Source organism: uncultured Proteiniphilum sp., from assembly GCF_937873925.1.
Taxonomy (GTDB): domain Bacteria; phylum Bacteroidota; class Bacteroidia; order Bacteroidales; family Dysgonomonadaceae; genus Proteiniphilum.
The window spans coordinates 1-25202 of record NZ_CALNAT010000157.1; the positions used below are offsets into that span (position 1 = coordinate 1).

The 25202-nt window shown below is 37.3% G+C and carries 16 protein-coding genes and 1 pseudogene; 3 read left to right on the forward strand and 14 right to left on the reverse strand.

The window, feature by feature from the left end:
* From Q0502_RS10835 to Q0502_RS10890, 12 genes are all read right to left on the reverse strand, one after another.
* The coding region (locus Q0502_RS10835; protein WP_298650622.1) for a restriction endonuclease subunit S at positions 1-541 on the reverse strand (541 nt) is incomplete at its 3' end.
* A gap of 10 nt (positions 542-551) precedes the next feature.
* Entirely contained in the window at positions 552-1265 is a 714-nt protein-coding gene (locus Q0502_RS10840) for a restriction endonuclease subunit S (RefSeq protein ID WP_298650624.1), read from the reverse strand.
* Positions 1266-1267: 2 nt separating this feature from the next.
* Entirely contained in the window at positions 1268-2260 is a 993-nt protein-coding gene (gene xerA / locus Q0502_RS10845) for a site-specific tyrosine recombinase/integron integrase (protein WP_298650626.1), read from the reverse strand.
* 54 nt (positions 2261-2314) lie between these two features.
* A complete protein-coding gene (locus Q0502_RS10850) occupies positions 2315-3841 on the reverse strand; it encodes a class I SAM-dependent DNA methyltransferase (protein WP_298650628.1) in 1527 nt (508 codons plus the stop codon).
* Positions 3842-4445: 604 nt separating this feature from the next.
* The gene (locus Q0502_RS10855) at positions 4446-5486 is read right to left on the reverse strand and encodes a nucleoid-associated protein (RefSeq protein WP_298650630.1); all 1041 of its coding nucleotides are present in this window, start codon (positions 5484-5486) and stop codon (positions 4446-4448) included.
* A 5-nt stretch (positions 5487-5491) separates the two neighbouring features.
* A complete protein-coding gene (locus Q0502_RS10860) occupies positions 5492-7363 on the reverse strand; it encodes a DUF3732 domain-containing protein (RefSeq protein ID WP_298650632.1) in 1872 nt (623 codons plus the stop codon).
* Positions 7360-7818, reverse strand: coding sequence for a hypothetical protein (locus Q0502_RS10865; protein WP_298650635.1), 459 nt, complete (start codon positions 7816-7818; stop codon positions 7360-7362). The genes Q0502_RS10860 and Q0502_RS10865 overlap by 4 nt, the downstream gene beginning before the upstream one ends.
* Positions 7815-9038, reverse strand: a complete 1224-nt coding sequence (locus Q0502_RS10870) for a hypothetical protein (protein ID WP_298650637.1) — start codon at positions 9036-9038, stop codon at positions 7815-7817. The genes Q0502_RS10865 and Q0502_RS10870 overlap by 4 nt, the downstream gene beginning before the upstream one ends.
* Positions 9039-9290: 252 nt before the next feature.
* Positions 9291-9923, reverse strand: coding sequence for a hypothetical protein (locus Q0502_RS10875; protein ID WP_298650640.1), 633 nt, complete (start codon positions 9921-9923; stop codon positions 9291-9293).
* A gap of 2 nt (positions 9924-9925) precedes the next feature.
* Positions 9926-10780 carry a hypothetical protein gene (locus Q0502_RS10880; RefSeq protein ID WP_298650642.1) on the reverse strand — a complete coding sequence of 285 codons (855 nt, stop codon included), beginning with the start codon at positions 10778-10780 and terminating at the stop codon, positions 9926-9928.
* Between the two features lie 4 nt (positions 10781-10784).
* Complete coding sequence (locus Q0502_RS10885) at positions 10785-15188, reverse strand: CHC2 zinc finger domain-containing protein (RefSeq protein WP_298650644.1); 4404 nt, start codon at positions 15186-15188, stop codon at positions 10785-10787.
* Between the two features lie 398 nt (positions 15189-15586).
* Entirely contained in the window at positions 15587-16000 is a 414-nt protein-coding gene (locus Q0502_RS10890; RefSeq protein WP_298650645.1) for a helix-turn-helix transcriptional regulator, read from the reverse strand.
* A 984-nt stretch (positions 16001-16984) separates the two neighbouring features.
* Between Q0502_RS10890 and Q0502_RS10895 the strand changes: the two genes are divergently transcribed.
* From Q0502_RS10895 to Q0502_RS10905, 3 genes are read left to right on the forward strand one after another with little or no spacing between them, the layout of a single operon-like run.
* Positions 16985-19999, forward strand: coding sequence for a SusC/RagA family TonB-linked outer membrane protein (locus Q0502_RS10895; protein WP_298650648.1), 3015 nt, complete (start codon positions 16985-16987; stop codon positions 19997-19999).
* Positions 20000-20009: 10 nt separating this feature from the next.
* Positions 20010-21371 carry a RagB/SusD family nutrient uptake outer membrane protein gene (locus Q0502_RS10900; protein WP_298650650.1) on the forward strand — a complete coding sequence of 454 codons (1362 nt, stop codon included), beginning with the start codon at positions 20010-20012 and terminating at the stop codon, positions 21369-21371.
* A 1-nt stretch (position 21372) separates the two neighbouring features.
* Positions 21373-23910: a prolyl oligopeptidase family serine peptidase gene (locus Q0502_RS10905; protein WP_298650655.1), complete on the forward strand. Its 2538-nt coding sequence runs from the start codon at positions 21373-21375 to the stop codon at positions 23908-23910.
* 159 nt (positions 23911-24069) lie between these two features.
* Here Q0502_RS10905 and Q0502_RS10910 read toward each other — a convergent pair whose 3' ends face one another.
* Positions 24070-24354 (reverse strand): DUF6520 family protein, encoded by a 285-nt coding sequence (locus Q0502_RS10910; protein ID WP_298650657.1) that lies wholly within the window; start codon positions 24352-24354, stop codon positions 24070-24072.
* Between the two features lie 23 nt (positions 24355-24377).
* A pseudogene (locus tag Q0502_RS10915) lies at positions 24378-25202 on the reverse strand (tellurium resistance protein TerC); the annotation flags it as partial.

Here is a 25202-nt window from a genome sequence, read left to right on the forward strand (position 1 = left end):
CAAAGATAAAGAATAAATTATCATTTATCCGCTTGTTGAGGGCGATTTTGTCGTCGAGAGAGGAGAGAATATTAGCAATAATTTTTTGTTCATGAAGTGATGGAAAATAGATATAGTAGTTCTCTAACACGTTCAATTGAACACGTTGTCGTCCAGAGCTACCAACCATAGATTTTATAGCTATTTGTCTTAGTTCAGGTGATATAGCCAAATAATAGATAAACTTGGAATCAGAATATCCTTTCTTCTCCCTAAGAACGATATATTCAGTAGAACCAAAAGCCGTTTCATCATCATTTAAACACGAAATATACGCCGTTTTACCATTTTCCAGACATGGAGTAATTCTTGCCATAATAGTATCCCCGTTTCTGAATTTTGCTCCTCCAGAATAAAAGTCGTATTCAAAATCGTATATATCCCTACTATATGGAATAATCTTATCCATAGAGATTTTACGATACTTGGTTTCTTTAAGCATCTTTTCAGTAGGATTGAATAGTACCATATCTTCTAGTTTTACTTTTTTCCACGCTTCCATAAATGAGAATTTAGCGGTGTAAATCGTTAATTTTTAATTCGCCCGACATCAATTTCGGCAAAAGAGAATCTCGCAATGCTGATAATTTTCGATTTTCAACCCTAATAGATATACAAGAATTTAAAACTGGAGTAAATAATTTATCTAATTTCTGCATCATTTTGTTATCTAGAATTAATACATCGGATTTCTCTAAGTCAGAACGTTTAATATGTCCCATTGTAACAGCTTTATCTTTTGCTATTCGAATAAATTTATCTAAATGTCTAAGAGTCCACAAATATGCAAACCATAGAGGATATTTATCGCTTGTTACTTTAAATAAATGCTGATTTAAGCCACATTTACCACCGCTCCAAATATCGACCAAAAGAGTTCCCGACCAAGAAAAAATCACATCTCCGTCATCTACAAGATAATCAGACTTGATTGTGGAAGAACATATATCGCTTGAACTATCACAAAATCCTTGTCCAAGTTCCTTTATTTTTAAAACAGGTATTCCTTTTTCATTTTCTTTTGGGCGAAATTTTTGCATAGCTAATCCATTTGTAAAACTTGCGATTTCCGTCAATGATACTATCTTGTATTTATTTGATTTACAGTGTATTTTATTGAAATGAAAATCAAATAAAGTACGCATCGAAATTTCTAAATTATCATTTATCGCTTGATTTTCAGAAAAATGAATGGAATATTTATATGTTGAGTTACAAGTCCACATAATCAGCTGATAAATTTACGGTGCGACAATTTTACATTGGTCTGATTAACCATGGCATAGTGCATGGTGGTGTCTATCTTGACATGCCCTAATAATCGTTGAACTTGTTCTACAGGCATTCCTTTATCAATTGCCATTGTAGCCAACGTTCGACGGAATTTATGAGGATGCACTCTGTTGATCTTAAGCTTCCTACCAATATTCCGGAGACGCATTTCTACACCGGAAATTTGCAATCGACTGTAAGGTTTAGCCAATGAAACAAACAGAGCCGGATTTTTGTCTTTCCGTGATTTGAGATATTGTTGTAAATGGATTTTTGTACGAGCATTGAAGTAAACCACTCGCTCCTTATTTCCTTTACCGAAAACGACACACTCCCGCTCCTGAAAATTAATATCGTTTCTGTTTAATTTAACAAGTTCGCCGACACGTATTCCTGTAGAGGACAATAGATCGATGATGGCCAAATCACGAATATGCTTACAATTATCGCGAAGCATCTCTAATGATTCATCGCTTAGCACTTCTTTAACCTGCGTCCCGGTTTTTACTTTGTGAATACGTCTGACAGGACTTTTCAGAATATAATCTTCTTCTTCCAACCACGCAAAAAAGGAAGAAAAGATACGACGTATATTGTCTATTGTGACTTTACTGGATTTGCGTTTACTTTGAAATACCGCTAAATAAGCCCGAATATCTTCTGTTGTATAATCGGCTACATTTTTAGGCATCCCGTTAAATAAATGGCGAATAGTTGATTCATAGTACTTAATCGTTTTTAGAGAGCAACCTTCGACTTGTTTCGCTGATAAGAAAATTTCAAGCAGTCTGGCATTTGACGCAAAATCTTCATGCACAGTTTCTCCATCCACCATTACTTCATATTTGCTAAGTATCTGTAATAATGAAGTGCTGAGTTGTGCAGTTTGCTCAAATGTTAAAACTCCAGACATCGCATTTTCAATTTCGTTGATCAGTTTTTCTTTCATATTTCTTCAATTTTAGAGTGATTATTTAAAACCGAAGAAATCAAGAATCTTTTATTATATAGTGAACCCAATACTCTTCAGTTGTTTTCGAATTTCATCTTCCAGTTCATGGGATTTTCCAAAGAGTTCGGATAATTCACTGGTAAGCCGTGTCATCTTTTCCTCGAATGGCTCTCCGTCATCTTCCGTGTCGGCAATCCCGACATAACGCCCGGGAGTAAGGATATAATCCTGCTTTGCAACATCATCCAAAGTGACAACGGCACAATATCCCTTTTCATTTTCCAATGTACCTTCATCAAAGGAAGTGAATGTATCAGCTATTTTTTGAATATTTCCTTTTTCTCCATTTTCTTTTTCATCAAAGTCGGAAAGTTCCCGGAGTTTACGGGTTACCATTGTCCCCATATTGCGGGCATCAACAAAAAGAATTTTTCCTTTCTGTTTTTTCTGACGATTCAAAAACCATAATGAAACCGGGATACCTGTCGTATAAAATAATTGAGATGGTAAGGCTACAATTCCTTCAATCAGGTCAGCTTTAATTATATTTTCACGAATTGTTCCCTCACCTCCAGTCTGCGAGGATAAAGAACCATTTGCCAATACCATTCCCATTTTACCTCTAGGCGATAAATGGTGAATCATATGTTGCATCCAGGCGAAGTTGGCGTTACCTGCGGGCGGTATTCCAAATTTCCAACGAACATCGTCTTGAAGTTTGTCTGCACCCCAGTCACTAAGGTTAAATGGCGGATTAGCCATTATGAAATCTGCTTTCAATGTTGGATGTTGATCATCAAAAAAAGTATCCGCATTAAATTTACCCAAATCGGCTTCAATTCCATGAATGGCTAAATTCATATGGGCCATCTTCCATGTAGTAGGGTTACTGTCTTGCCCAAAAACAGAAATATCATTTATATTCCCTTGATGATTCCTAATAAATTTCACTGACTGGACAAACATACCTCCCGAACCACATGCAGGATCATATACACGACCATTATAAGGTTTGAGAACTTCAACTAATGTTTGAACAATAGTAGGTGGAGTAAAGAACTCTCCAGCAAGTTTCCCTTCTGCTTCTGCAAATTTCGACAAACAATATTCATACGTCCGCCCCAATATATCTTTATTCCCATGCTCTTTCATTTGGATATTGGTGAATAAATCAACCACATTACCTAACCTTCTTTTATCCAATTCCGGACGAGCAAAGTTTTTGGGGAGTATTCCTTTCAGCCTGTTATTTTCTTTTTCAATTAAACGCATGGCGTTGTCAATTACAGTGCCTATTTCAGGAGTGTGGGCAGCTTCCGAAATTACACTCCACCTAGCTTCTGGGGGTACAAAGAAAATATTATACGACGTATATTCATCTTTATCTTCTTCAAAGTCGTCGCCTTCTTCTATTAATTCCTGATATCTTGCCTCAAAACGGTCTGAAATATATTTTAAGAATATTAACCCAAGTACAACTGATTTATATTCGGAAGCATCCAGATTACCTCTTAATAAATCTGCCGCTTTCCAGATCTCTTTCTCAAAGCCAATTTCTGCGGTATTGTTTTTCGCCATAACATTTTAATTATAATCTAATTAAATTATTTTTATTCTTCATTATTGAGAATTAAATCTTTTATATTCACCTACAGTATCTCCGTAATTTGATATAAAGTTTCCAATGGGAGCCAGATTCGATTATGAGCATTGCTGTTATACAATCTTAAAACTCTTGCCGAACTTCTCCACAAGCTAAGTTTGTTAATCCCCACATACGGGTTCCTACAAAGATAGTAAATCAATCCGTCCAAAGTTAGAAGTCAACTTTATTTTCTTTGATTATGTCAGTCAGTGTTCCAGAAATGGGACAATTTACTCTGTGGAAGCTTTCCATAACTCAGGAGACTCGATGAGAAGAAAAAACGATAATTTTGTCCTTGCCTTTTTGATTTATCAAAAAAGGAAGACCTTCGGAGTGCCCTCCGGGAGAACGGAGGGGTCAACATCTCGGACAGGGGGTCAGCATCACCGGAATATGCAAAGAGTACATTTTTCAACACTTTTGATAAAACTAATATTCTTTATTTCCACCTATTATTTTAAAAATATGCTCCATAAAAATCTATTTCGGATAATTTGATATGGACGAACATCTTAAAATAATATCATCTTGCTTTTGTCATTTTATTTTTTCATCATCAAAGTAAATCTTATAGTAATGTTTGTTTTTAGAACTATCAAAACCTTGTTCAATCAGAGGAAATTTTTTGTTTATAATAATTCTAACGCTATCATCAAGCATGATAACTTTGTTCATAGACTTATGTACTTTTTTTAATGCATCAGTTGATGTATTAAACTCTTCATACATTCTTATACCAGTATTTAGTTGATAGGCGTCTCTGAATTCATCAAATTTCTTTTTAAGAGATATATCGTTTAGTACAGTATTTTTAAAATCATGAATAGATAACGTGGCGTTTGCTGCAATATATGATTCTGTTTCATGCAGTTTTTCTATGCGTTCAGTATTGGTTAGAGAATTTTCAATTTCTTTTGTGTTCAAAATAAACTCCTTGCACATTTTCGAAAATTCTTCCGTCTGAAAATAAGCATCTTCAAATCGCTTAACATGCAGAAAACTATTGATCCAGTAATGAGCATCGTTGTTTTTTGAATTGTTCGCAACTAAAACCGTGTAACCATTTTCCTCATTATGATTCAGGATAAGACAACCCTTGTCTACCTTTTTTAAAGAAATTCCTTTTATAGAACTAATGTTGAAAGAATTTGCCGTATTTTTAACTGTAAGAAATGTTGATTTTTCTTCTGTTTTCAATAGAGCTAATGCATTGATTTTTTGGTTTTTCCATAGGATATTTTCCAAAGATACAAGATAGAAATCTCCTTTTTTTATTGAAGTATGCGTAGATCGTTCATATAGAATTCTTGCTAAGTCAATTGATTTTTGATAAAACTGTGCTTGATTATTGAATATACTCTTAATAGTCTCTTTAACGAGATTGGATGATAATGCTTCTTCTATTGTGAAGTGATATATTTCATTATCATAAAATGAATTTGATATTAATTTTAACAGGTCTTGTTCTATTTTCTCATGTGAGATCAGTTCTTCCGAAAATTTTATACCTTCTCCTATTGAGAAATTTCCTACCTGATGCATTACCAAGCTACTGATTGATATATTAGCTAGATCCATATTCATTATAACCCAGTTACGTAATTTGGGATTAATCCTTCGTTATCAAAAAAAGTAGCGACTGTATTAAAATAATCCAGTTCGCTGTTTCCTTCCCAGAATGTAGGGTGGGTATGTTCCAACATAAATATTTGGAAAGTTTTCTTTTCATTTTCTACTGTCCATTTTACAAAGTTATTCATTATGTAGAATACTTCATAAAGTTTATATTTGTCAGTATCATCTCTAGATGAATTATCGGTAAATAAATAGGGTTTACTAGGTTGGTCGATGAAAAGGAACGACGGAATAAGGCTGTTTGTATTGTTAATTAAATTGAACCTATGGAAACCTAAAAAATAAGCTATATGCAGAAACATGTAATTTGATTGACTGCCTATCGTTGCCTCTGTGAAAATAGTTCCTGGTTCTTTTATTTTTAAGATATATCTCTCTGGATCAAACTCTACAACATAATTATTAAATCTCCCCATTGTTGTAAATTGGTTGTATATATGCTGTATTTCTTTTTCAAGTTGATATTTGAGTTTGACAAGTGATTCTTCCATACTGGGGATTTTTGATATACGTTCCAATTCGGAAGCATACTGAAGCAATTGTCCTTCATCAGAAAATGGTTCAGCTAAATCTTTTTTAGCGTATTCAAGATCACTTTTTATTTTTCCTACTAGTATAAATATGTCAGAAAATTTTGAATAGTCATTTTTTACATGGGACCTATTCTTTATCTCCGTCTCTATTTTTGTTAATTCAATATTTAGGTTTTTGATTTTTATATAAACATCATTGTCGGGTTTGGGAGGCATGTTAACAACTGTTTTTATTTTGCTCAGTGATGTCTGGAGCGCATCTATAAAACGTACTGTTTCAATGGACTGAATTAATTCCTCTTTGTTTTCGTATAAGTATTCTATTGGTTTAAGAGAATCTTTAGTCTTTTGTAGGTTTTGTATATATGTATCATATTCCTCAATGCATTTTTTATAGTTTTCAATTTCTTTTTTTATTCTCCAACGTTCTTTTTGAAAAGCTTCCCTTTCTCTTATTATTTTTGAATTGTCAGCAAGCATTGTAAATCGATTTGATATATTATCTAAAACTTCTATAATATCTTCGTTCGACAGTTTGGTAATATCAGGAATAGTTGACTCTAAAAGACCTTTTTCAGATGCTTTTATATAGACGTTTTCAAGTTTTTTTCTATATTTTTCCTGTCTATCTTTAGCTGACTTTTTTTTCCTTTCCAATTTTTTTATCTCACTATTAAGGAATTCTATCCTTTTGCTGTTTTCAATATACATTGTATTGAGACCTAATGCAAAAGGTAATGATTCTTTCACGGTAATAGTATCGTGGAAATATGCCGGATCATAAAACTGCTCCTCTACAGTAATTATGTTTTCTGTAATAGTACTATATGGAAGAAAACTTCTGAAACTAATTTTTGTTTTACTTTTGTTTTTCTGTTCGTTAAGTGTAACAAGTTCATCAGTAATTCCCCATTCATTATTTAATAATTTTAGAAGAGGGATCAATTCTATATTTGGACTTGGCAGTTCGTTTGTGAAAGAACTCTCTTTTTTATAATAGAATTCGGGAGATACAATACCACTAGTTGGTGCTTTTCTGGCAATGGAGTGGTATGTTTCATTTAGAAAAAAACGTATTCCATACCATGAGATATTCTCATTTATAATGGTTTCAACAATTTTAGAATAAGATGCCAGTAGGCAATAATCTATGATGGATATGAAGCTACTCTTACCTTTTGTTGCCGTTCCTGTTATGACGTTTACTTTATTGGGTTCTAAATAGTAGCTTTTAGGCTCAAGACTTCCTTTAAACCATAATTTTATTTCTTCTATATAAAAGTTCATAATCTTATTCTAAAAAGTTCGTATAATTTTTCTGTTGGATATTTATTAGCCAAACTCATAAACAGTGGTATAGCTCTACAAATCTCACTGTATCTGCTTCCAAGGCTATTGGGATTAGGATAGGGGATATCTCTATTGAGATAAAACTTTTCTTTATTGAATGATGCAAACCCCAAATCTACAATGATTTTCAGGCTGTTTATTAAAATAGGTAACATTGCATAATAATAACCATTGTATTTCAGTAGATTTCCAGTTGTTCCTTTGAGGAATTGTTTCATGGTTTTGTAATTTGCTGAATTTAATGTGTCAATCGACAAATCATTTAGAAGAACAGAAACAATAACAGCAGCACGTGCCAAATCGATATCTGTTACTTCTCTTAATAGTCTGGTTATAACAAGAGAAACCAATGCTTCATTGTTATATATGTAAAAAAAACTATTCATACTCATTGTTTATATAATTTTTCCCATAAAAGATGCCACCCAATTTCCGGTATATTTGAAAGGGTATAAAAGAAACCGTTACTTAATATCGTATCAAGGTTCTGAGTGCGATAATAAATGTATTTGCTGCGAGTTTTTGTCAAACAATTAAAAGCCAAGGGCAATATATCATCATCTTTGGGCTGGAAAGATGAATCTCTGGCTTCTTTTAAATTAAGAGAATAATACGCTTCTTGAAATGAATTTAACCAATGCTGATAGGCATTTGCATACATTTTTTTATAGTCATCAGGTAAAAGAATATCTTCCCAATTTAGCATATGATTGTCCCAAGTTAATTTGCAATGATGTATGTTGATAATATCAGAGTCGGAGCGTATTGCTAAAATGTCGCTTAACTGGCGTATATATATTTCTTTTCTTAGGGAGTCGAAATCTAGTGATGTTTCTACCGGTATATCTCTGATAGGTAAATTTTCTCTGTCATAGGCCTCTTCAAAACAGTTTCTGTATTTCTGGTTAAACTCATCATATGATAGGGAAAAGTTTGTATTCCCAGTTATACTTGAAAATTTATCATCGTTTATGGAGGTGATAAGTAGTTTGTAAACATTCTGTAATGCCGAGGGATTAAATCTGCATATTAATTCTAATTTATTTTTGATCTTCTGTATTATATCATCATTTCCTGTTTCAATTTCTATATTTTTTAAGAATACTAATAACTTGCCTTTATTGAAAGTCCTAACAGTATTTATATACCCTTTTATCGAGTCGTCTTTTGTGATTTCATGAAGCTGGTTTAATACCTCTATAAAGTTTTCAATAGAGGCATTTCCATTCTTGATTTTTTTAAGTTTATCGTAAAATTGTATGTTTCCGGTCTCTTTGTTTGTAAATAGTACATAAGATATGGATTCTAATTCCTGTTTTATTTTTTTAGATTCTTTTATCCATTCAACCCAGTTCGCAAGAGTTTTCCAAAGATCAATGTCAAGGTTTGTAAGATTTGAAGGTGTTCCATCATTTTTCTTCTGAGTGGTATGTTTGACCTGTATTAATTTAAGTTTCCCTTCGAAAGATTCAATATGTATATCGTCTTTTATTTCGTATCCAACGGTTTCTCCTTTTTCTAAACTAAGTAATTTGTATACAAAAGAATAGAATTGATAGGTAAAGGCTGCATCACTTCCAGAAGCAGAATGTTTCTTCTCAAAATCATTCATAATACTGTATAAAAATTTAATTTATAAGCATTTATGCTGTATTTAATACAATCAATTAGGTCTAAAATATTTTGTTCTAATTCTATTAATAATCATGTATGTAGATATAATTGCAAATATAACTAATTATGATGAAACGCAAATTAAATTAACAAGAAGATAGAAGTAATAGAAATTGTAATTACCCCGAACCTTAGACAACATACACCAAATGCTTATGATACAAATTTGTAAATGATGTGATGAAATTTATCACTTAATGATGGAATTGAAAACTTTTTTCGAATAATATAAAGCTTTTTGTTTCCAGCGATAAACAAATAAGAAAGATAGGAGTGAGTAGGATATCAGGATAATCCAAATATGACAATTACTGGTGTTAAAAACAGCTACAATGAAGGAACCTATTACCAGTAGAAAATTTGCAACCATAAAATTTCGCGCAAAAATGTAAGAAACATAAAATTCAGTAATATTATCCTTGTCTATATCTTTCATTTCATTTGCTTTCTGAAAGGCTCTATATGACTCTTCTCTTGATAATATATTCTCATTTGGTAAACCGAGTTCATTCTTTATTTTCTCAAGCTTAGGGAGTCTATACCTTTTTTTCTTATTATTTAATAATAGCTCCGAAGGTCTTTTGCAGCCAAGTTCATACAAATAGAATTCAAAACAGCTAGATAATATATCATTTAAATATCCTAATATATAGAATATTAGAGGAATAAAAAAAATAAAAACTTCGCTAGGTATATTTTTTATTACGTCTATCAAATCGAGGTTGGTAATACAACCAGACAACCAACATAACAAAACCATCCCTAATACAATATAGAATCCGGGAATTATATTTTTTAAAATATCTTGAAATTTGTATTCCATGCTTAAAATGTTTTTTGTTCGTATTTAGGGGGAGTTGATTTAAATATCTCTTTTGAATCTCTTCCTTTTTGTGCTATATCCAGACTATTTACAGGTAAAGAGATAACCTGAGTTGTAAACAGTTTACTTCCTTCATGCTTATAGACATATCTTTTATGTAATTCATTGTAAGGTGAAAATCCGATACTTCCTCCATAGTGACCTGTATTACAGATAATAACATTGCAAAAAACCAACCGAGAAATTGCCTCGGCCAAAAAATAGAACGATTGAATATCCTTATTATATGCAATAATAAAAAGATGATGTATTCTCCCTTTATAAATAACAAAGCGTTCGATATCGAAAAAATCTGCACAAATAGCCACACCTATTTTTCCGTAATCACCTGCATTTAATATATATATATGAGGGCATGAGATGGAAGTATACCCTTTTTTTCTAAAAGCTTCTTCTTCGTCTTTAGAAAAAAAAGATTTACCAAAATAAAACTTTGAAACAGAACGAGCACTACTATTCTCTGGCCAGTTTTGAGGAATAACGACTACCGCTTTATTCTGTACGTATTTAGTTCCATTATACTCTTGTCTAACAAAATCTTTTCCTCCAATAATAACACATCCTAATGCTTTAGATAATTCAGAAATAGCTTTTTCATGATGTTCATCCAAAGAAAATTCTGGTAATAAAACAATTTTGGGTCGTTTACTAACAGGTAGTGCTCTAAAATTATAAAACCCTGATTTAATTTCATGCCAAATCCTATTTGATTCATCCTCATTCATTTGTAAATCAGAAGAAGATTTCGGCCAAGCTATTTCCGAATTGAGTGAAGTTTGGATCAAACCTATATTCATAAAACTATTCATTGTTGTCTTCTCTAAATGGATTGTTTTTATTTGATAACCAAATTAGACTAACAGGTATTAACTGCCTTGGGCTGTTGTCTTCCACCGAGATTCGATTCTGTCTAAGTATATTTAAAGTTTTAGTTATTTCCTCTGCTAACTTATCCAAAGAATGTATTATGGGCGGATCGTAGGTTATATCATTGACAGAAATATTACGGGAATTAAATAATAAAGTCTCTCGATTCCGTGCTGATAAGCATGACTGAATTATGAGTTGAGAAAAAGAAGATATTGCATTCTCTGTTAATTGTTTAGTTATCACTTTCGACCAAATTAAATTTCTATCTGATAAATTCCAAACCCACGGGAAAGAATTCTTTCTGCACAATAGCTGAATCATTATTATAGAAATACCATATAATGTAACGATATCTTTATCATAAAATATTGAATTTAAACTTGATGTCTGATAACGTTCATCTTTAATCTGTTCCTCTTTAGGACGAATTTCGAAAATAACCTCTCTCATTGCAGTTTCCAAGTCATTCCAAGTCTCTGGAAAGGGTTTAAATAAAGACGATGGTATTAAAAAATTCGCAGGATGTATGTAAATATCTGGACTTGAATCTTTATTTAATAAACTATTAATAGATATTACCTTCTGATCTCGAAATTCTCGTATTGCATCAATTATTTTTAGAGTGAAAGATAATGCAGTCCATTCACTTAATCTTAAATCATTTTGTTTTTCTTTGATGCCCTTTACTAAATGAATCCAATCAAATAATGTCTTTTTTTTCTCATTTTGTTTTAGGTTACTATACAGTTCTGGATGATTCTTTATTTTTTTCTGGAAGATATACCTTGTTTCATCTTTTTTAATGGTTTGATAATAATCAAAAAGCCAACCTTGAGAGTCTATAATCGACGGTAAAATTATATCAAAATTTACATTATTAATGTTGAGTGAATTTACTATATCCTCAGAGGGAAAAGGCGTTACTAAAGGCTTTATCTCTTCTACCTCTTCCACATTAGCATATGATAATAATTTAGGCCAAAAGTCATAAGGAGTTTCTTGCTCAAATGTATGGGTATTATTGAAAATCCAAAAAAGCCAAGTGTTTATATTGTTTAAACTCTGTACTTTTATCCATTTTATAGGTTCATCTGTCCAATCAAGAAAATTATTTATCTTGAAATGTTCCGGATTATTATCCTTTAAAATAAATTGGATGCTTCCTAAAGCAACTTTAAATTGAATAAAAATAGACTTATAGTTATCTCTCTTATCATAATCCTCTTTTTCTAAAATCATGGTAACAAATGTTTCACTGCATACATGATTTAGAAAATCCATATGTTTATGATAATCAGATGAAGTCATTTTATTTATCAATATTAATCTAATTGATTTCCACATTAGTTCGATTATGAGAGCTAGATACATATAATATATGAATGCAGAAGAAAGTTTGTGTATTTTATTCTCCTCTTCCAGCTCACCAATTAAATTCCATATATCATTATATTTATAAAAGCCTTCATTATAACAGAACTGTATAAGTCTGATCCATAGACGAACCTTTTGATGGTTCTCTTTAATGGCCTTTTTTATCAGATTGTAAACTTGAACATTTAAACTCTTTTTATCAGAATCAATTTTATCCAATATAAATTTTATATGCTCTAAAGATTTCAGATATTTATAAGGAATAGTTTCTTTCATAAACGAAGATATGATTGGTAAATCATCAATAAGCAGTTTAACTTTTTGTACAGTAAGGGACTTATTGAAAACTTGCTCTATTCCAGCTTTACATTTCTGAGCTATGAGAATGGAGTCTGGGTCTTTCTTTTTTGATTTGAACCATTTATCAATATCTTCTTTTAATCTTTTTAGCTTAATCTTTTCGTTATAAATTTCATGGAAATCATATTCCTTACGAGAAACTGTTTTACTTAACATGGTAGCTGCAAAGGATATTCTAGTTTCTTTTTTTACTTCTTGATCCGGAAAGTCAGTAATTAACAAGTGTTTCAGATCCGAAATCAACTGTCCTAATTCATCGTTTGATAATAAATCTAATTCCATTTTGGAGATTGCTGAAACTTTTGCTAGTGTCTGCGTCATCAATGGAGAAGGATATTGAGGGTCGAGAGAACAACTTTCTTTTGCCAACTCATAATTTTTTTGATTATTTTTATCCTCTATATTTTCATCTATCAAAAAGTTAGACAAAGCTTTTGGTTCGGTTTTGTCATGTCCTATAGATGCACCTACGCCAGATTGAGTTAATATTTTTTGATATTCTCTTATCCATTCAATAAGTTTATCAAAATCAGTAGAAAGGACTACATGGTCATCCACAAATCTAAAATGAGCGACTTTTTTGTTTTCTATTAATTGTCGGCTGATCTCTCTGTCTATATCCAATAATGCTACATTGGCTAAAAAACCGGCTGTCAAAAGGCCAGTTGGCAATCCTTCAAAATCTTCAGGATGGGATAGGTCAATGGCCTCTAACTCTTCTTTATCCCATGGCCTGTATTCAATTTTAAAATTAAAAAGTGAACATATTAATCTGAATAATTCTGGAGAATTACTGGACGTAATCTTCAATACAGACAGAACTTTATCCCTTATTTTTGTTCGCTTGAGATATGGATAAAATTTTTTAAAATCCAGACTAGCCCAATAAATGGAATTTACTTTCTTATGAGAGAAATATCCATCTATCAAATAGGGTAGTTGTTCAGAAGACTCTACTTTCAAATTATCATCAATAGTTTTTTGAACTTCGAAATCATTCTCGTCTTTATTCTCATTTTTCTTATTTACTATATCGGGATCAGCTATAACTTTTAAAGTCGCAGTTATGTGCTTTCTAAACAATGGCCAACTTTGTTTCCATTTTCTAAATATATATCCACTTGAATTACGATAATTTCCTACTACAATTTGTCGTTCCTCTTCAACAATGTCATACCATGCAGGTCTATAAAGCCTGTTCCCATAACTCCATGTTGGCATTTGTTTATCTAATATTGGACCTATAACGTTACTTACAGCCAACCAAAGAACCTGATCCCTAACAGATATATAGAAAGCTTGTCTCGCTTTTGCTTTATTTTCCTTGCTATCGTATCCTTTAGGAAATGGGGCTATTTGCAAATCAGTCATCTTGAACCTCTGCTCTCTTACTTCTTCAATTAATGATTTAATTTCAGAGTCTAGATTTGCTTCAAATTGGCATAATTGATAATCGCAATACCAAATATCGCCTACAGAGAATGCTTTTTTAGCTTTTTTCCACGCCCATAACAGATTATCTTGGGTTAGTATAAGATCAATCAGATTTTCCATTTTTAAAATCAATATAGAATACCTCCTAGTTATATAGTATTCGCTGAAATCTTTATAACTAGGAGGTATTCTACTGATTTCGAAATCTTTATTTATTTTATCGAAACTCTTCCTCATTTTTGAAATGAGATTATCCGCAGCTGAGTCATTATCAGGAATTAGCTTTATGCGATATGGCCTGAGGTAGGTAGCATATATATCTTTATAAGTTGTTACACTGGGAATAGCTACTGCATTAAAACCAAGAGAGAGGGCAGATAGACAGTCAGTTACACCCTCACAAATATAAATAATATCTCCTGTTTTTAATTTATTTAATATTGGTATATTATACATAGGAGTACTGATTCCTATAAGGTTAGCAAATCTCTCACTCTTTTTTTTCCATTCAGTGGCTCTTGCTTGTATTTGAATAATTCTGCCTTCTTTATTATAATAAGGAAAAATAATAGGTTTACAATACCATGCTGGTCCACATTTACTAAAACCGCATTTCGTTAATTCTTCTTCTCCCCATCTCCTTATTGCCTTTGCTTTAAGTTTATAAAAATTATCAATTGATTTTATATTTAGACTTTCTACGACAGTTTCCGACAACATCCTTTCATTATATAAAATCTTTTTTGCATGTTCTGTTAAAGTAGTATTGTCAATTATCCATTCAAATATATCGGAGTTTACCTTAACCTTAATTTCTTTAGAATAAGTCTTTTTATTTACTTTTATTGGAGGGGATGGTAGGAAAAAATTATTACGTCCTGAATGTGAACTTTGAATATTGTATGCATTACAAAGCCAATCACATGCTCCCTTAAAATCCAAATCACGCTCTTCTTTTACTAACTCTATAACATCCCCGCCTTTTCCACAAGAAAAACATTTCCAACGATTAGTTTTCGGATTGAATTTCAGGCTTGGATTTCTGTCTTCATGGGATTTTGATACACATCTGATACTTTGTCTGTAAGATGTTACATTCAGTCCTAATTTATTAGCAACATCTTTAATATCCAAAGATTTTAATCTTTCAACAAAATCAGATTTCATATTACTTATATTGGCTTGTGGCGAGATTAGTTTTATTGCTTAGATTCTTCGATCGGCTCTTGAATTCTTTCAAAGTATTTTCTAATGCTAAAATAAACTTGTGAGCACGAAGAACGTAGCTTTGTTTCCGTTTTCTACATGCAAAATATATCTTTTACGAATTTAGCAAATGTATTTTTCAACCTATTTCATTGAGGATGCTTTGATATTTTCAATAATTTAGGTAAGATTTTTCGAACCTGCTTGAAAGAAAACTTACAGAATCTTATTTCTTCTCCTTCAACAACTTTTCCAGAAGAGCGCTTTTTTCTTTCTCCAGTTCGAGTATCCGTTCGTATAGGGCAGTTCTCTCTTTACTTAGTTCGAGAATTTGCTCAATTGGATTATATGTCCAGTAATTATTTCTTTTCTCCCAACAACTTTTCTAATAACACGATCTTTTCTTGTTCCTTTTCCAATAATCTTTCAAAAAGTTCAGCGATCTTATCTATTGGGTTATTTATAATATTATCTCCGGCAATATAATTATAGGCAGAACCCGAATTATTGTCAAGCCTGTTGTTCTCAATAATAACCGTAACCGGATCCTCTTCCAGTTCCTTGATCAGTTCCGGGGCTACGTTTAGGGCTTTGGCAAATTTGTCAATCACCTCATCTTCCAGCACTTTTTTCTGTTCGCAATTGGAAACCCGCGCTTGGGTGGTTCCCATCATATCGGCCAGGACTTCCTGCTTGATCCCTAATGCATGGCGGAAACGCTTTACGGCATGCCCGTGATGTGTGTTTTTTAAAGTCTGTTCTTTCGTTTCCATTGTTTTAATTTATTTTTCCGTGTTATATGGCAAAAATAGTGATTTTCGGTGATATACTTATAATTATATCCGGAAATTGCATAATTATACGCCGATTTTGTTTGGTTATTCACAAAAAATCTTTTTTTCTTTGTCATTGTATTACTTTTTTTAAGAATAGTTTTTTTCTTGTTCACTATGTAATCGGCTTATAATAATCTGATTGCCTGTGTAGGAAATTGAATCTGATAGAGAGCGAATCTCTTAATTGTGTAAATATTAAGTGAAAAATCACCAATCTGTTAAAAATTACCCTATGGATCCATAACAAACTAAAATGAATTATTATCTTTGTATCGTTAAACTACGGTACGAAGTAATATAGCGCTTTTTTTGATCTCCATAACGAATCAGCAAAATTCTAAGCAAAAGGTCAAAAAAATGGAAGCGCCCTTAGCAATAAGGGCGTGGACATTGTCATATTCTTTTGCGATGGCTTATTGCTGAGCCAGTTATGGGGAATAGCGACAATCGTCCGCGCCTCTTTTTTATATCCCTGCATATACATCAGAGCCACATCGAATAAGACGTTAGATGCCTGATTACCGGGAGTCTTATTCCTTCATCAACAGAATATCTATTTATTCTTCGCCCGTACGATTGTCTAATACCGCACCGGGTTTCAGTTACCTGCAAACTCTTTCCTCTCTCAGCCGGCCTTCGCCGGAAATACCCGTTTCATTCAAGTTTTGCAAGTTATTAGTCCGCCTATAGAAATGAGATTGGGAAATGACAAACCTGCGAAATTACAACATTTAATTTTTCAATAAACACCGACAAGCCATTTGCCGCTGTAGCGGATCAATTTTATTGTCGGTCTGTAAAATAAACAGATACACCATGATTTTAAAAGATAGATCTGATTATCCTGAAAGTTGCCTGTCGTTGTTAGCCGTCTTACGGGATAAATGCAGACGACATAAAGATGAATACATTGGGAAAATTATGTCGTTATTGCCCTTCTTATGGGGTAGATGCACACGGTACCGGTTGCTGTTCCTGCTGTTGGCAGGTTCCTTTCTTTTCATAAACTCTACTTACGCGCAAACGGTCACCGTCACCGGGCGGGTTACCGAATCCACAGGTAACCCGCTGCCGGGTGTGAGCATCGTAGTCAAAGGAACGTACTCCACCGGTACGACCACCGGAGAGGACGGACGCTATACATTGGCCAGGGTGCCGTCGGATGCGGTACTTTCCTTTTCCTTTGTCGGTTTTAAAACAGAGGAGATTCCTGTAAACGGAAGAACACGGATAGATGTGCAATTGCAGGAAGATGTTACCGCACTGTCGGAAGTGGTCGTGAATGCCGGGTATTACACGGTAAAGGACCAGCTCCGTACCGGCAGCATTGCCAGGGTAACGGCCAAAGAGATCGAAAACCAGCCGGTGAACAATGCAATTTCGGCCATTCAGGGACGTGTAGCCGGGGTAAGCATCACCCAGGGCACGGGTGTAGCTGGGGGTGGTTATAATATCCAGATCCGCGGGACGAATAGTTTAAGGAGGGCCGGCAATTACCCCATGTACATTATCGACGGTGTGCCGGTAAGTACCGATACCCCTTCGTCCTTCTCCGGCGCGATTCTGCCTTATACGGAAATAAACCCGCTGAATGCCATCAATCCCAACGATATTGAAAGTATAGAGATTTTAAAGGATGCCGATGCCACGGCTATTTACGGTTCACGTGGCGCTAACGGGGTTATCCTGGTCACTACCAGAAAAGGAAAGCCAGGCAGCAAAACCGGCTTCAGTGTAAATACCGGCTATGGGTTCAGCCGGGTAGCGGGCAAAATGGAAATGATGAATACGGAGCAGTACCTGGACATGCGCCGGCAGGCGTACACCAACGACGGCATTGCCAATTATCCGGCCAATGCCTATGACGTCAACGGTACCTGGGACCAGGAACGGTACACTGACTGGCAGGAGAAGCTGATTGGCGGGACAGCCGTCAACTCCGCCGTGCAGCTTTCGGTCAGCGGGGGGAACGGGCATACCAGCTTCCTCATAAGTGGCAGCCATAACGGGCAGACCACTGTATTCGCCAAAGATTTCAGGTATAAAACCAATAACCTCTCCGGCAGCCTGAACCACCGTTCCAGTGACAACCGGTTTACTTTCAGCGCTTCCGGGTTGTTTTCAGACCAATCCAATAATTTGATTGAAAGTGATATAACCAGCGAAAGCCTCCGGCTCAGTCCCAATGCCCCTGCATTATACATGGACGACGGCAGCCTGAACTGGGAAAATAACACCTTCACCAATCCCCTGGCGGCTTATGAAAGCACGTATTCCAACCAGAGCAGAACGCTGAATGTCAATATTAACCTGGGATATGAACTGCTTCCTTCCCTACATATAAAATTTAACGGGGGCATCAATCACCAGGTTTTTGAAGAACTGTCGTTATATCCGAATACCGTGTATAATCCTTCCTACGGGATCACCCCGGCCAATTCCATGGCTTATAAAAATCACAACCAGCGGTTTTCGTATCTTTTAGAGCCCCAGTTGAACTACAAACACAGGTTTAAGGATCATGAAATAGATATCCTGCTGGGGAGTACCTACCAGGAAACGGAAAATACAGCGTTGAATGTGATGGGGTACGGGTTTGAAAGCAATGCCCTGATCACAAATCTGGCAGCCGCAGGCAATGTTTCGGTTAATAGTGACACAGGCTCCGAATACAAGTATGCCGCGGTTTTTGGGAGGGTCAATTATCAATACAAAAACAAGTATATCCTTAACCTTACCGGGCGTCGTGACGGCTCCAGCCGATTCGGACCTGATAACCGTTTTGCAAATTTCGGGGCCATTGGAGTTGCATGGCTGTTCAGTGAGGAAAATTTCCTGGCAGACAACCCGTGGTTCAGCTTCGGGAAACTCCGGGCCAGCCATGGGGTTACAGGCAGCGACCTGATCGGGGATTACCAGTACCTGGATACTTATACGGTCAGCAGTATAATTTATGGTGACGGTACAACCCTTTATCCTTCCAGGCTGCACAACCCTTATTTTAGCTGGGAAAAGACAACGAAGCTGGAAATAGCCCTGGAGCTGGGTCTCTTGGATGACCGGTTATACCTTACCACCGCCTGGTTCCGCAACCGTTCGGGCAACCAGCTGGTGGGTATTCCGCTGCCCGGCACCACGGGCTTCAGCAGTATACAGGCCAACCTTCCCGCCACGGTAGAAAACAAGGGGCTGGAACTGGAGTTGAATACCATCCCTGTGAAAACCGGCCAATTCCGATGGAACAGCAATGTGAACATCAGCTTTCCCAAAAACAAGCTGGTAGCGTTTCCCGGCCTGGAAGGCTCCACATACGCCAACCAATATGTGGTGGGCTACCCGGTCTCTATCACAAAGGTCTACAATTACGAGGGCATCGACCCGGAAACCGGCCTCTATACCTTTACCGACTATAACGAAGATGGGAGGATCTCATCCCCGGAAGATAACCGGGTGATTGAAGAAGTAGGTGTGAAATGGTTTGGCGGCTGGTTTAACCAATTGTCTTACAAACAATGGGAGTGTTCCTTCCTATTCCAGTTTGTCAATCAAAGGCAAAAGAACTACAACGCTTTAATGGCTAACCCCGGCACCAGGTTCAACCAGCCGGCAGAGGTGTTGGATGTATGGTCGGAAAGCAATCCTGATGGACGGTACATGCCTTATTCCACAGGCGCTAATCCACTGAAAAACCAATTGCTGGGGTATTTCAGGAACAGTACGGCTGTCATCGGCGACGCGTCTTTTATCCGGTTAAAGAACGTACAGCTCAGCTACCGGTTGTCGGTAAACAAATATATACAGGATGTGCGGTTTTATGCTCAGGGGCAGAACCTTCTAACCCTGACCGATTATTTTGGCCTGGACCCCGAGTTTACCCTAACGGGCTATTTGCCGCCTTTGAAAACATGGGCCTTTGGTGTTCAAATCAACTTTTAAATTATAGATTATGAAAAAGATACATATGTTGCTTTACCTCGGGTTACTGCTCCCGGTAGCCTGTGAAAAGTTGGTAGAAACGGATTATCCTGCCAACCAGATAGGAACCGTACAGGTCTTTGAAGACCTTAAAACTGCCAATGCCACCCTGGGAGGATTATATGCCGGTTTACGGGACCAGTCTGTTTTATCGGGAACCTATTACGGTACAGGTTCCTTGTTAGGGGCTTACACCGATGACCTGGATTCCTATTATAATGACCAGAACGGTTTAATGGACATTTACCAAAATCAACAGCAGGAAACCAATACTATAATAACCAGTCTTTGGAAGACGGCTTACCAGCAAATTTATTACGCTAATTCCACCATCTACGGGGCAGAACATTCAACGGCCTTGTCAGGTGCTGATAAAAGCCGTATCAAGGGGGAAGCCCTGCTGGTCCGTTCACTGATTTACTTTTACCTGCAACAGCTTTTTGATGATATTCCCTATACCTCCAGTCTGGATTATGAGCATAACCGCCGCTTAAGCAAAACAGGGGCCGTCGCATTGCTGGAGCAGTTGGAGGTGGACCTGACGGAGGCCGTAGCGCAGTTAACGGACGAGTACCGGGACCCGGAGCGGATCTATCCCAACCGGAAGGTGGCGCAACTGCTGTTGGCCCGTATTCATTTACTCCGGGGAGAATGGCCGTTGGCAGAGCAAATGGCAGGCACAGTTCTGCAATCACCCCTATACCAATTCCAGCCTGATATCAATAAAGTGTTCCTCAAATCGGGCAAGCATATCCTCTGGCAGCTAAAGCCGGAGAAAGAGGGTGATGCCACCGAGGAAGCAATGTTTTATCACTTTGCTTCCTCGGCACCCAATTCGTATGTCCTTTCTCAAGACCTGGTCAATACTTTTGGTGGGGAGGATTTGAGAAAACAGGCATGGATGGCCGAAGTGACCTTTAATAGTGATACATGGTACAGGCCCTACAAATACAAAAACCGCTCAAATAACTCCACCGAGTACTCTGTAGTCTTTCGCCTTGAGGAAGCCTTTTTTATCATGGCCGAAGCATTGGCCAAGCAAAACCGGTTCGACGAAGCGTTACCTTACCTCAACGCTACCCGTGAGCGGGCCGGGTTGACCGCATTTACTTCGTTATCGGGGGATGATTTTACCAGGGAGCTTTTGGCAGAAAAGAGGCGTGAGTTTTTCACGGAGTTCGGGCATCGGTTCATTGACCTGAAGCGCTGGGGCCGGCTGGGTGAATTAAGTGCGGCAAAACCCAACTGGGAGGGTTATAAGAGCAGATGGCCGTTGCCACAAAGCGAGCTACTTTTAAATTCCAATTTATATCCGCAAAGTTCGGGTTACTAATATGAGGTTCTTATTTTTCTTGCTATTCCTGTGCCTGCTGCTGCCAGCAGGACAGGAGTCGGCTGCCCAAAACAAACACGACAGCCTGAATGGAATCTTTTCCGAAAGATTCCACAATATAACGGGTCCTCAAATGACCGGAGACGGTAACTGGCTGGCGTTGCGTAAAAGAAGCTGGCTGCCTGCATGGAAGAAGAGTGACCTGGCTAAAGATACCGTCATATTATTTGATTTGCAAAATCCGGAGGAATTTAAAATCGCAGGATACATGCAAAACGTCCGGAGTATGGCTTTTGCAGGGACTGAACATTTGTTTTTATCAAATGATCGGCAAACAGGGTTGCTTAACCTGAATGAACAAACGAACATTTACTTTGAGGGGGTAAAGAACATACAGGCACTAAATAATAAAAAGCAATTCCTTCTGCATTACGGCAAAGAAAAAAAGAACAGGTTGGAATTGTGTGATGAAAACGGGAATCTTTTAAATGCCGTAAATAATGTGAGCCGGTTTTACACAACCGATACCGATCATGTCTATGTTATTGCAGAGGTCATGGAAAAAGAGTTTAATGTTATCATTTTAACCGATCAAAAAAAGGAAAAGGTGTATGAGTCCCCTCAAGAGATCGAACGGCTGGATATTGACCCCTCGGAAAGAGGCTTGATGGTTTTCAAGAAAAATCCTGACGGATTTTCCCGGGAGGTGTTGTACCTGGATTTAGAGAATAATACTTCTTATCCTTTAAAAGAGGTATTGCCCATTATCTTTCATAGAGGATCTACGGAACGGATACAGGAAGGACACTCCTATTTTCTGGAAGTATTGATTGAAAATGAGGAACCTGATGGTGCGGTTGCAGATATCTGGTATGGTACCGATAACCAACCCGGAGAGAAATTTTATCCGTACACAGAAACATTAACCTATGTATGGGAACCCGGTAAACATTTGATCCGGCAAATTGGTGACGATCATTTGACAACCAATATCAATGTAGGCAATGACCGGTATTTTTTGTGTTTTGACCCCTGTCATTTGCAAGACTATGAGGCCGAAAGCCCCCTGTTGCAGTTGTATGTATATGACAGAGTCCAGGACCGGTATTCAATTCTGGACACTATTGTTCCGGAGCTGTACCTGTCCGGGGACGGCGAGTATGCACTATCTCCCGGGGATAAGGGATGGTACCTGTATCATATTCCGTCAGGGCATAAAAAACTTATTCACGGGAAAGGTCTCGATACGCCCTGGTTTGCCAATGATGGCAAAGTGGTATTGTTTGAGGGAAGAGGTGCATTGTGGAAGTATGAAATAAAAAGCGGCACGCTTGCTGAAGTCGCCATTTTCGAGGGATACCAAGCCAGTATCGTAAATGGAGAAACAGTTGATATCGGCACCAATAAGGGCAGGTTTAGCAAAAAACAGGTGGATTTACAGCGTCCCCTCGTGATTAAGTTATACGATCCCCTGAAAAATGTAACCTCTTATAGCTTGTGGAACAAGGGAAAATCACAGACGATCATACAGCCAACCACCAAACATATACAATCCCTGAGTTACAGCAAATCTTTTGATTGTTTTTCCTGGATGGAAGAGGACTACAACCTGCCACCCCGCCTGGTTTATAAAAAGATGGGTAGCAAGGAACAGGTCTTGTATCAAAGCAATATACAGGACAAGGCCATCTTATCATTAAAACAGGAAATCGTCTCCTATACGAACAGTGACGGGATCCCGCTCAACGGAATCTTGTATTATCCGCTGGATTATAATCCCTCAGGTAAATACCCGATGGTGGTACATATCTATGAAAGGCAACGGCACCTAACCAACAGATATCCCTATCCGTCGTATTATGATGGCCTGGGATTTAATATACGTTTACTTTTGGAAAACGGGTATTTTGTGTATCTGCCCGATATTTTGATACAGGGTAAAAATGGTCCCGGAATAGATGCGCTGGATTGTGTGAATAACGCACTGGATGCTTTAGCCGGCAACCCGTTGATCAACAAGAACAAGATAGGGCTGATCGGACACTCGTTCGGCGGTTACGAAGCGGATTTCATTGCTACACGCTCAACCCGTTTTGCCGCTTATGTCTCCGGATCCGGACACAGCGATATCCTTTGGGCTTATCACTCCTTTAATTATAATTTCCTTTTTCCTGATTATATACGGATAGAAGCCAATATGTACAAAATGGGCGTGCCTTTTTCCCGTAATAAAGCTTTGTATTTGAACAACAACCCGGTTTATCATGCGGAAAAAGTGAATGCCCCGGTATTGTTATGGGCGGGAGAGGAAGACCAGAATGTTACCAGTGACCATGGCATGGCTTTTTACAATGCCCTGCGCAGAAACAAAAAAGATGTGATCGCTTTGTTTTATAAAGGCGAAGGACATAGCTTGCTACAGCAACAGTCGCAATTTGACCTGACTTCCAGGATACTGGACTGGTTTGATTATTTCTTAAAGGGAGATCCGGATATCGGATGGATCAGTAAAGGAATAAAAAATAAGGGTGGTAAATAGGGCTGTCTGTGGAACCGTAGGTACGGACGGTGGTGTGTTAGGTCGGGAAATAAAGTAGGAGGAAAGTGCTTTATTTTCCTCCTACTCGTTATCTGAGGCTGTTTTCAAATATTAAATTCTCCCAGAGTTAAATTTACTCCTGATACAGCCTCTCTTCCTCTAATGCGATGCAGGTTCGTACAGTTGTTGATTTCCACATAGAGTACCGCTTATTCTGTTATGTAAGCTATATGTAACTGATGTGGATGGGTCAGTCCATGTACAAATATCACCCGGAATGGTGGAACACTGCTTCGTTGCAATACATTCTTCGGTCACCGAGTCAAACCGGTACCCCTGAACGGATGCACTTTGAGAGTCTTTTGCTGCATTCGTCGCAAAAGCCGCGCCGGCTCCCATTAATATGATCACAGCCGGCACAAGGAACTGTTTAAATTTAGTCATGATGAAAAAATTTAACGTGATGCCTACTCTGAAAGGTTTTCGGCTTCTCCTGTTTTGATGAAATGCCGCGTCACCGGTTGCGCAAAACGGTAACGCACGATTTCATTGCCGGACAAAACAAATAAATATTCGCCCGTGACGATTATCCGGGTCATTTTATGGCTTCCGCGGTTGTGCACATAAAAACTGCCCAGATATTCCTGCCTGTCGGTCCGGTACATGTCGACAATGGCTGCCTGCTGCCACATCTCACGGGATTCGTATTTTCCCATAAGGTTGGATTCATTGAACAGCACACCGCCATGTACCACCGACCGCTTATTGACCTGCAAAGGGGGCGCATCCATTTTCCGTTGGCCGTCGGAAAGTTGCCGCACCCGCACCTGCGCCCTAGAGATGGTGTCGATGGTATGCAGCCGGCGTGAAAGGTGCAGGCTGCTGTCCATCACCAGGAATTCATTGCGGTAAAAATAGATATACACCAGTTCCCCGGTTACCGCATCCCGGAGCAACTGGCCGTCGGTATCGAACACGCCGTCCACCTGCTTTTCCAACAGTCCATGGTGGAGTGTTACCTTCGGATCCCTGTCCAACCGGAGGCTGCCCAATACCTGCGCCTTTGTTTCAGCGCTTTGTGCCCTGATGGCGAAATTGACGGAGTCTATCACCTCCAGCTGGGAAAAATAGGCGTCCGCATAACTGACAGTGCGGGCCAGCGAATCGCCCAACTGCCCCCGGTAGATCACCGGCACACTCCCGTCGTATACATAGAAATGGGGAGACTTTACCTTTATCTGGATGGAGCGGAACGGGTGTGCGGTATTGTCAAGTTGTAGTTTAACGGATTT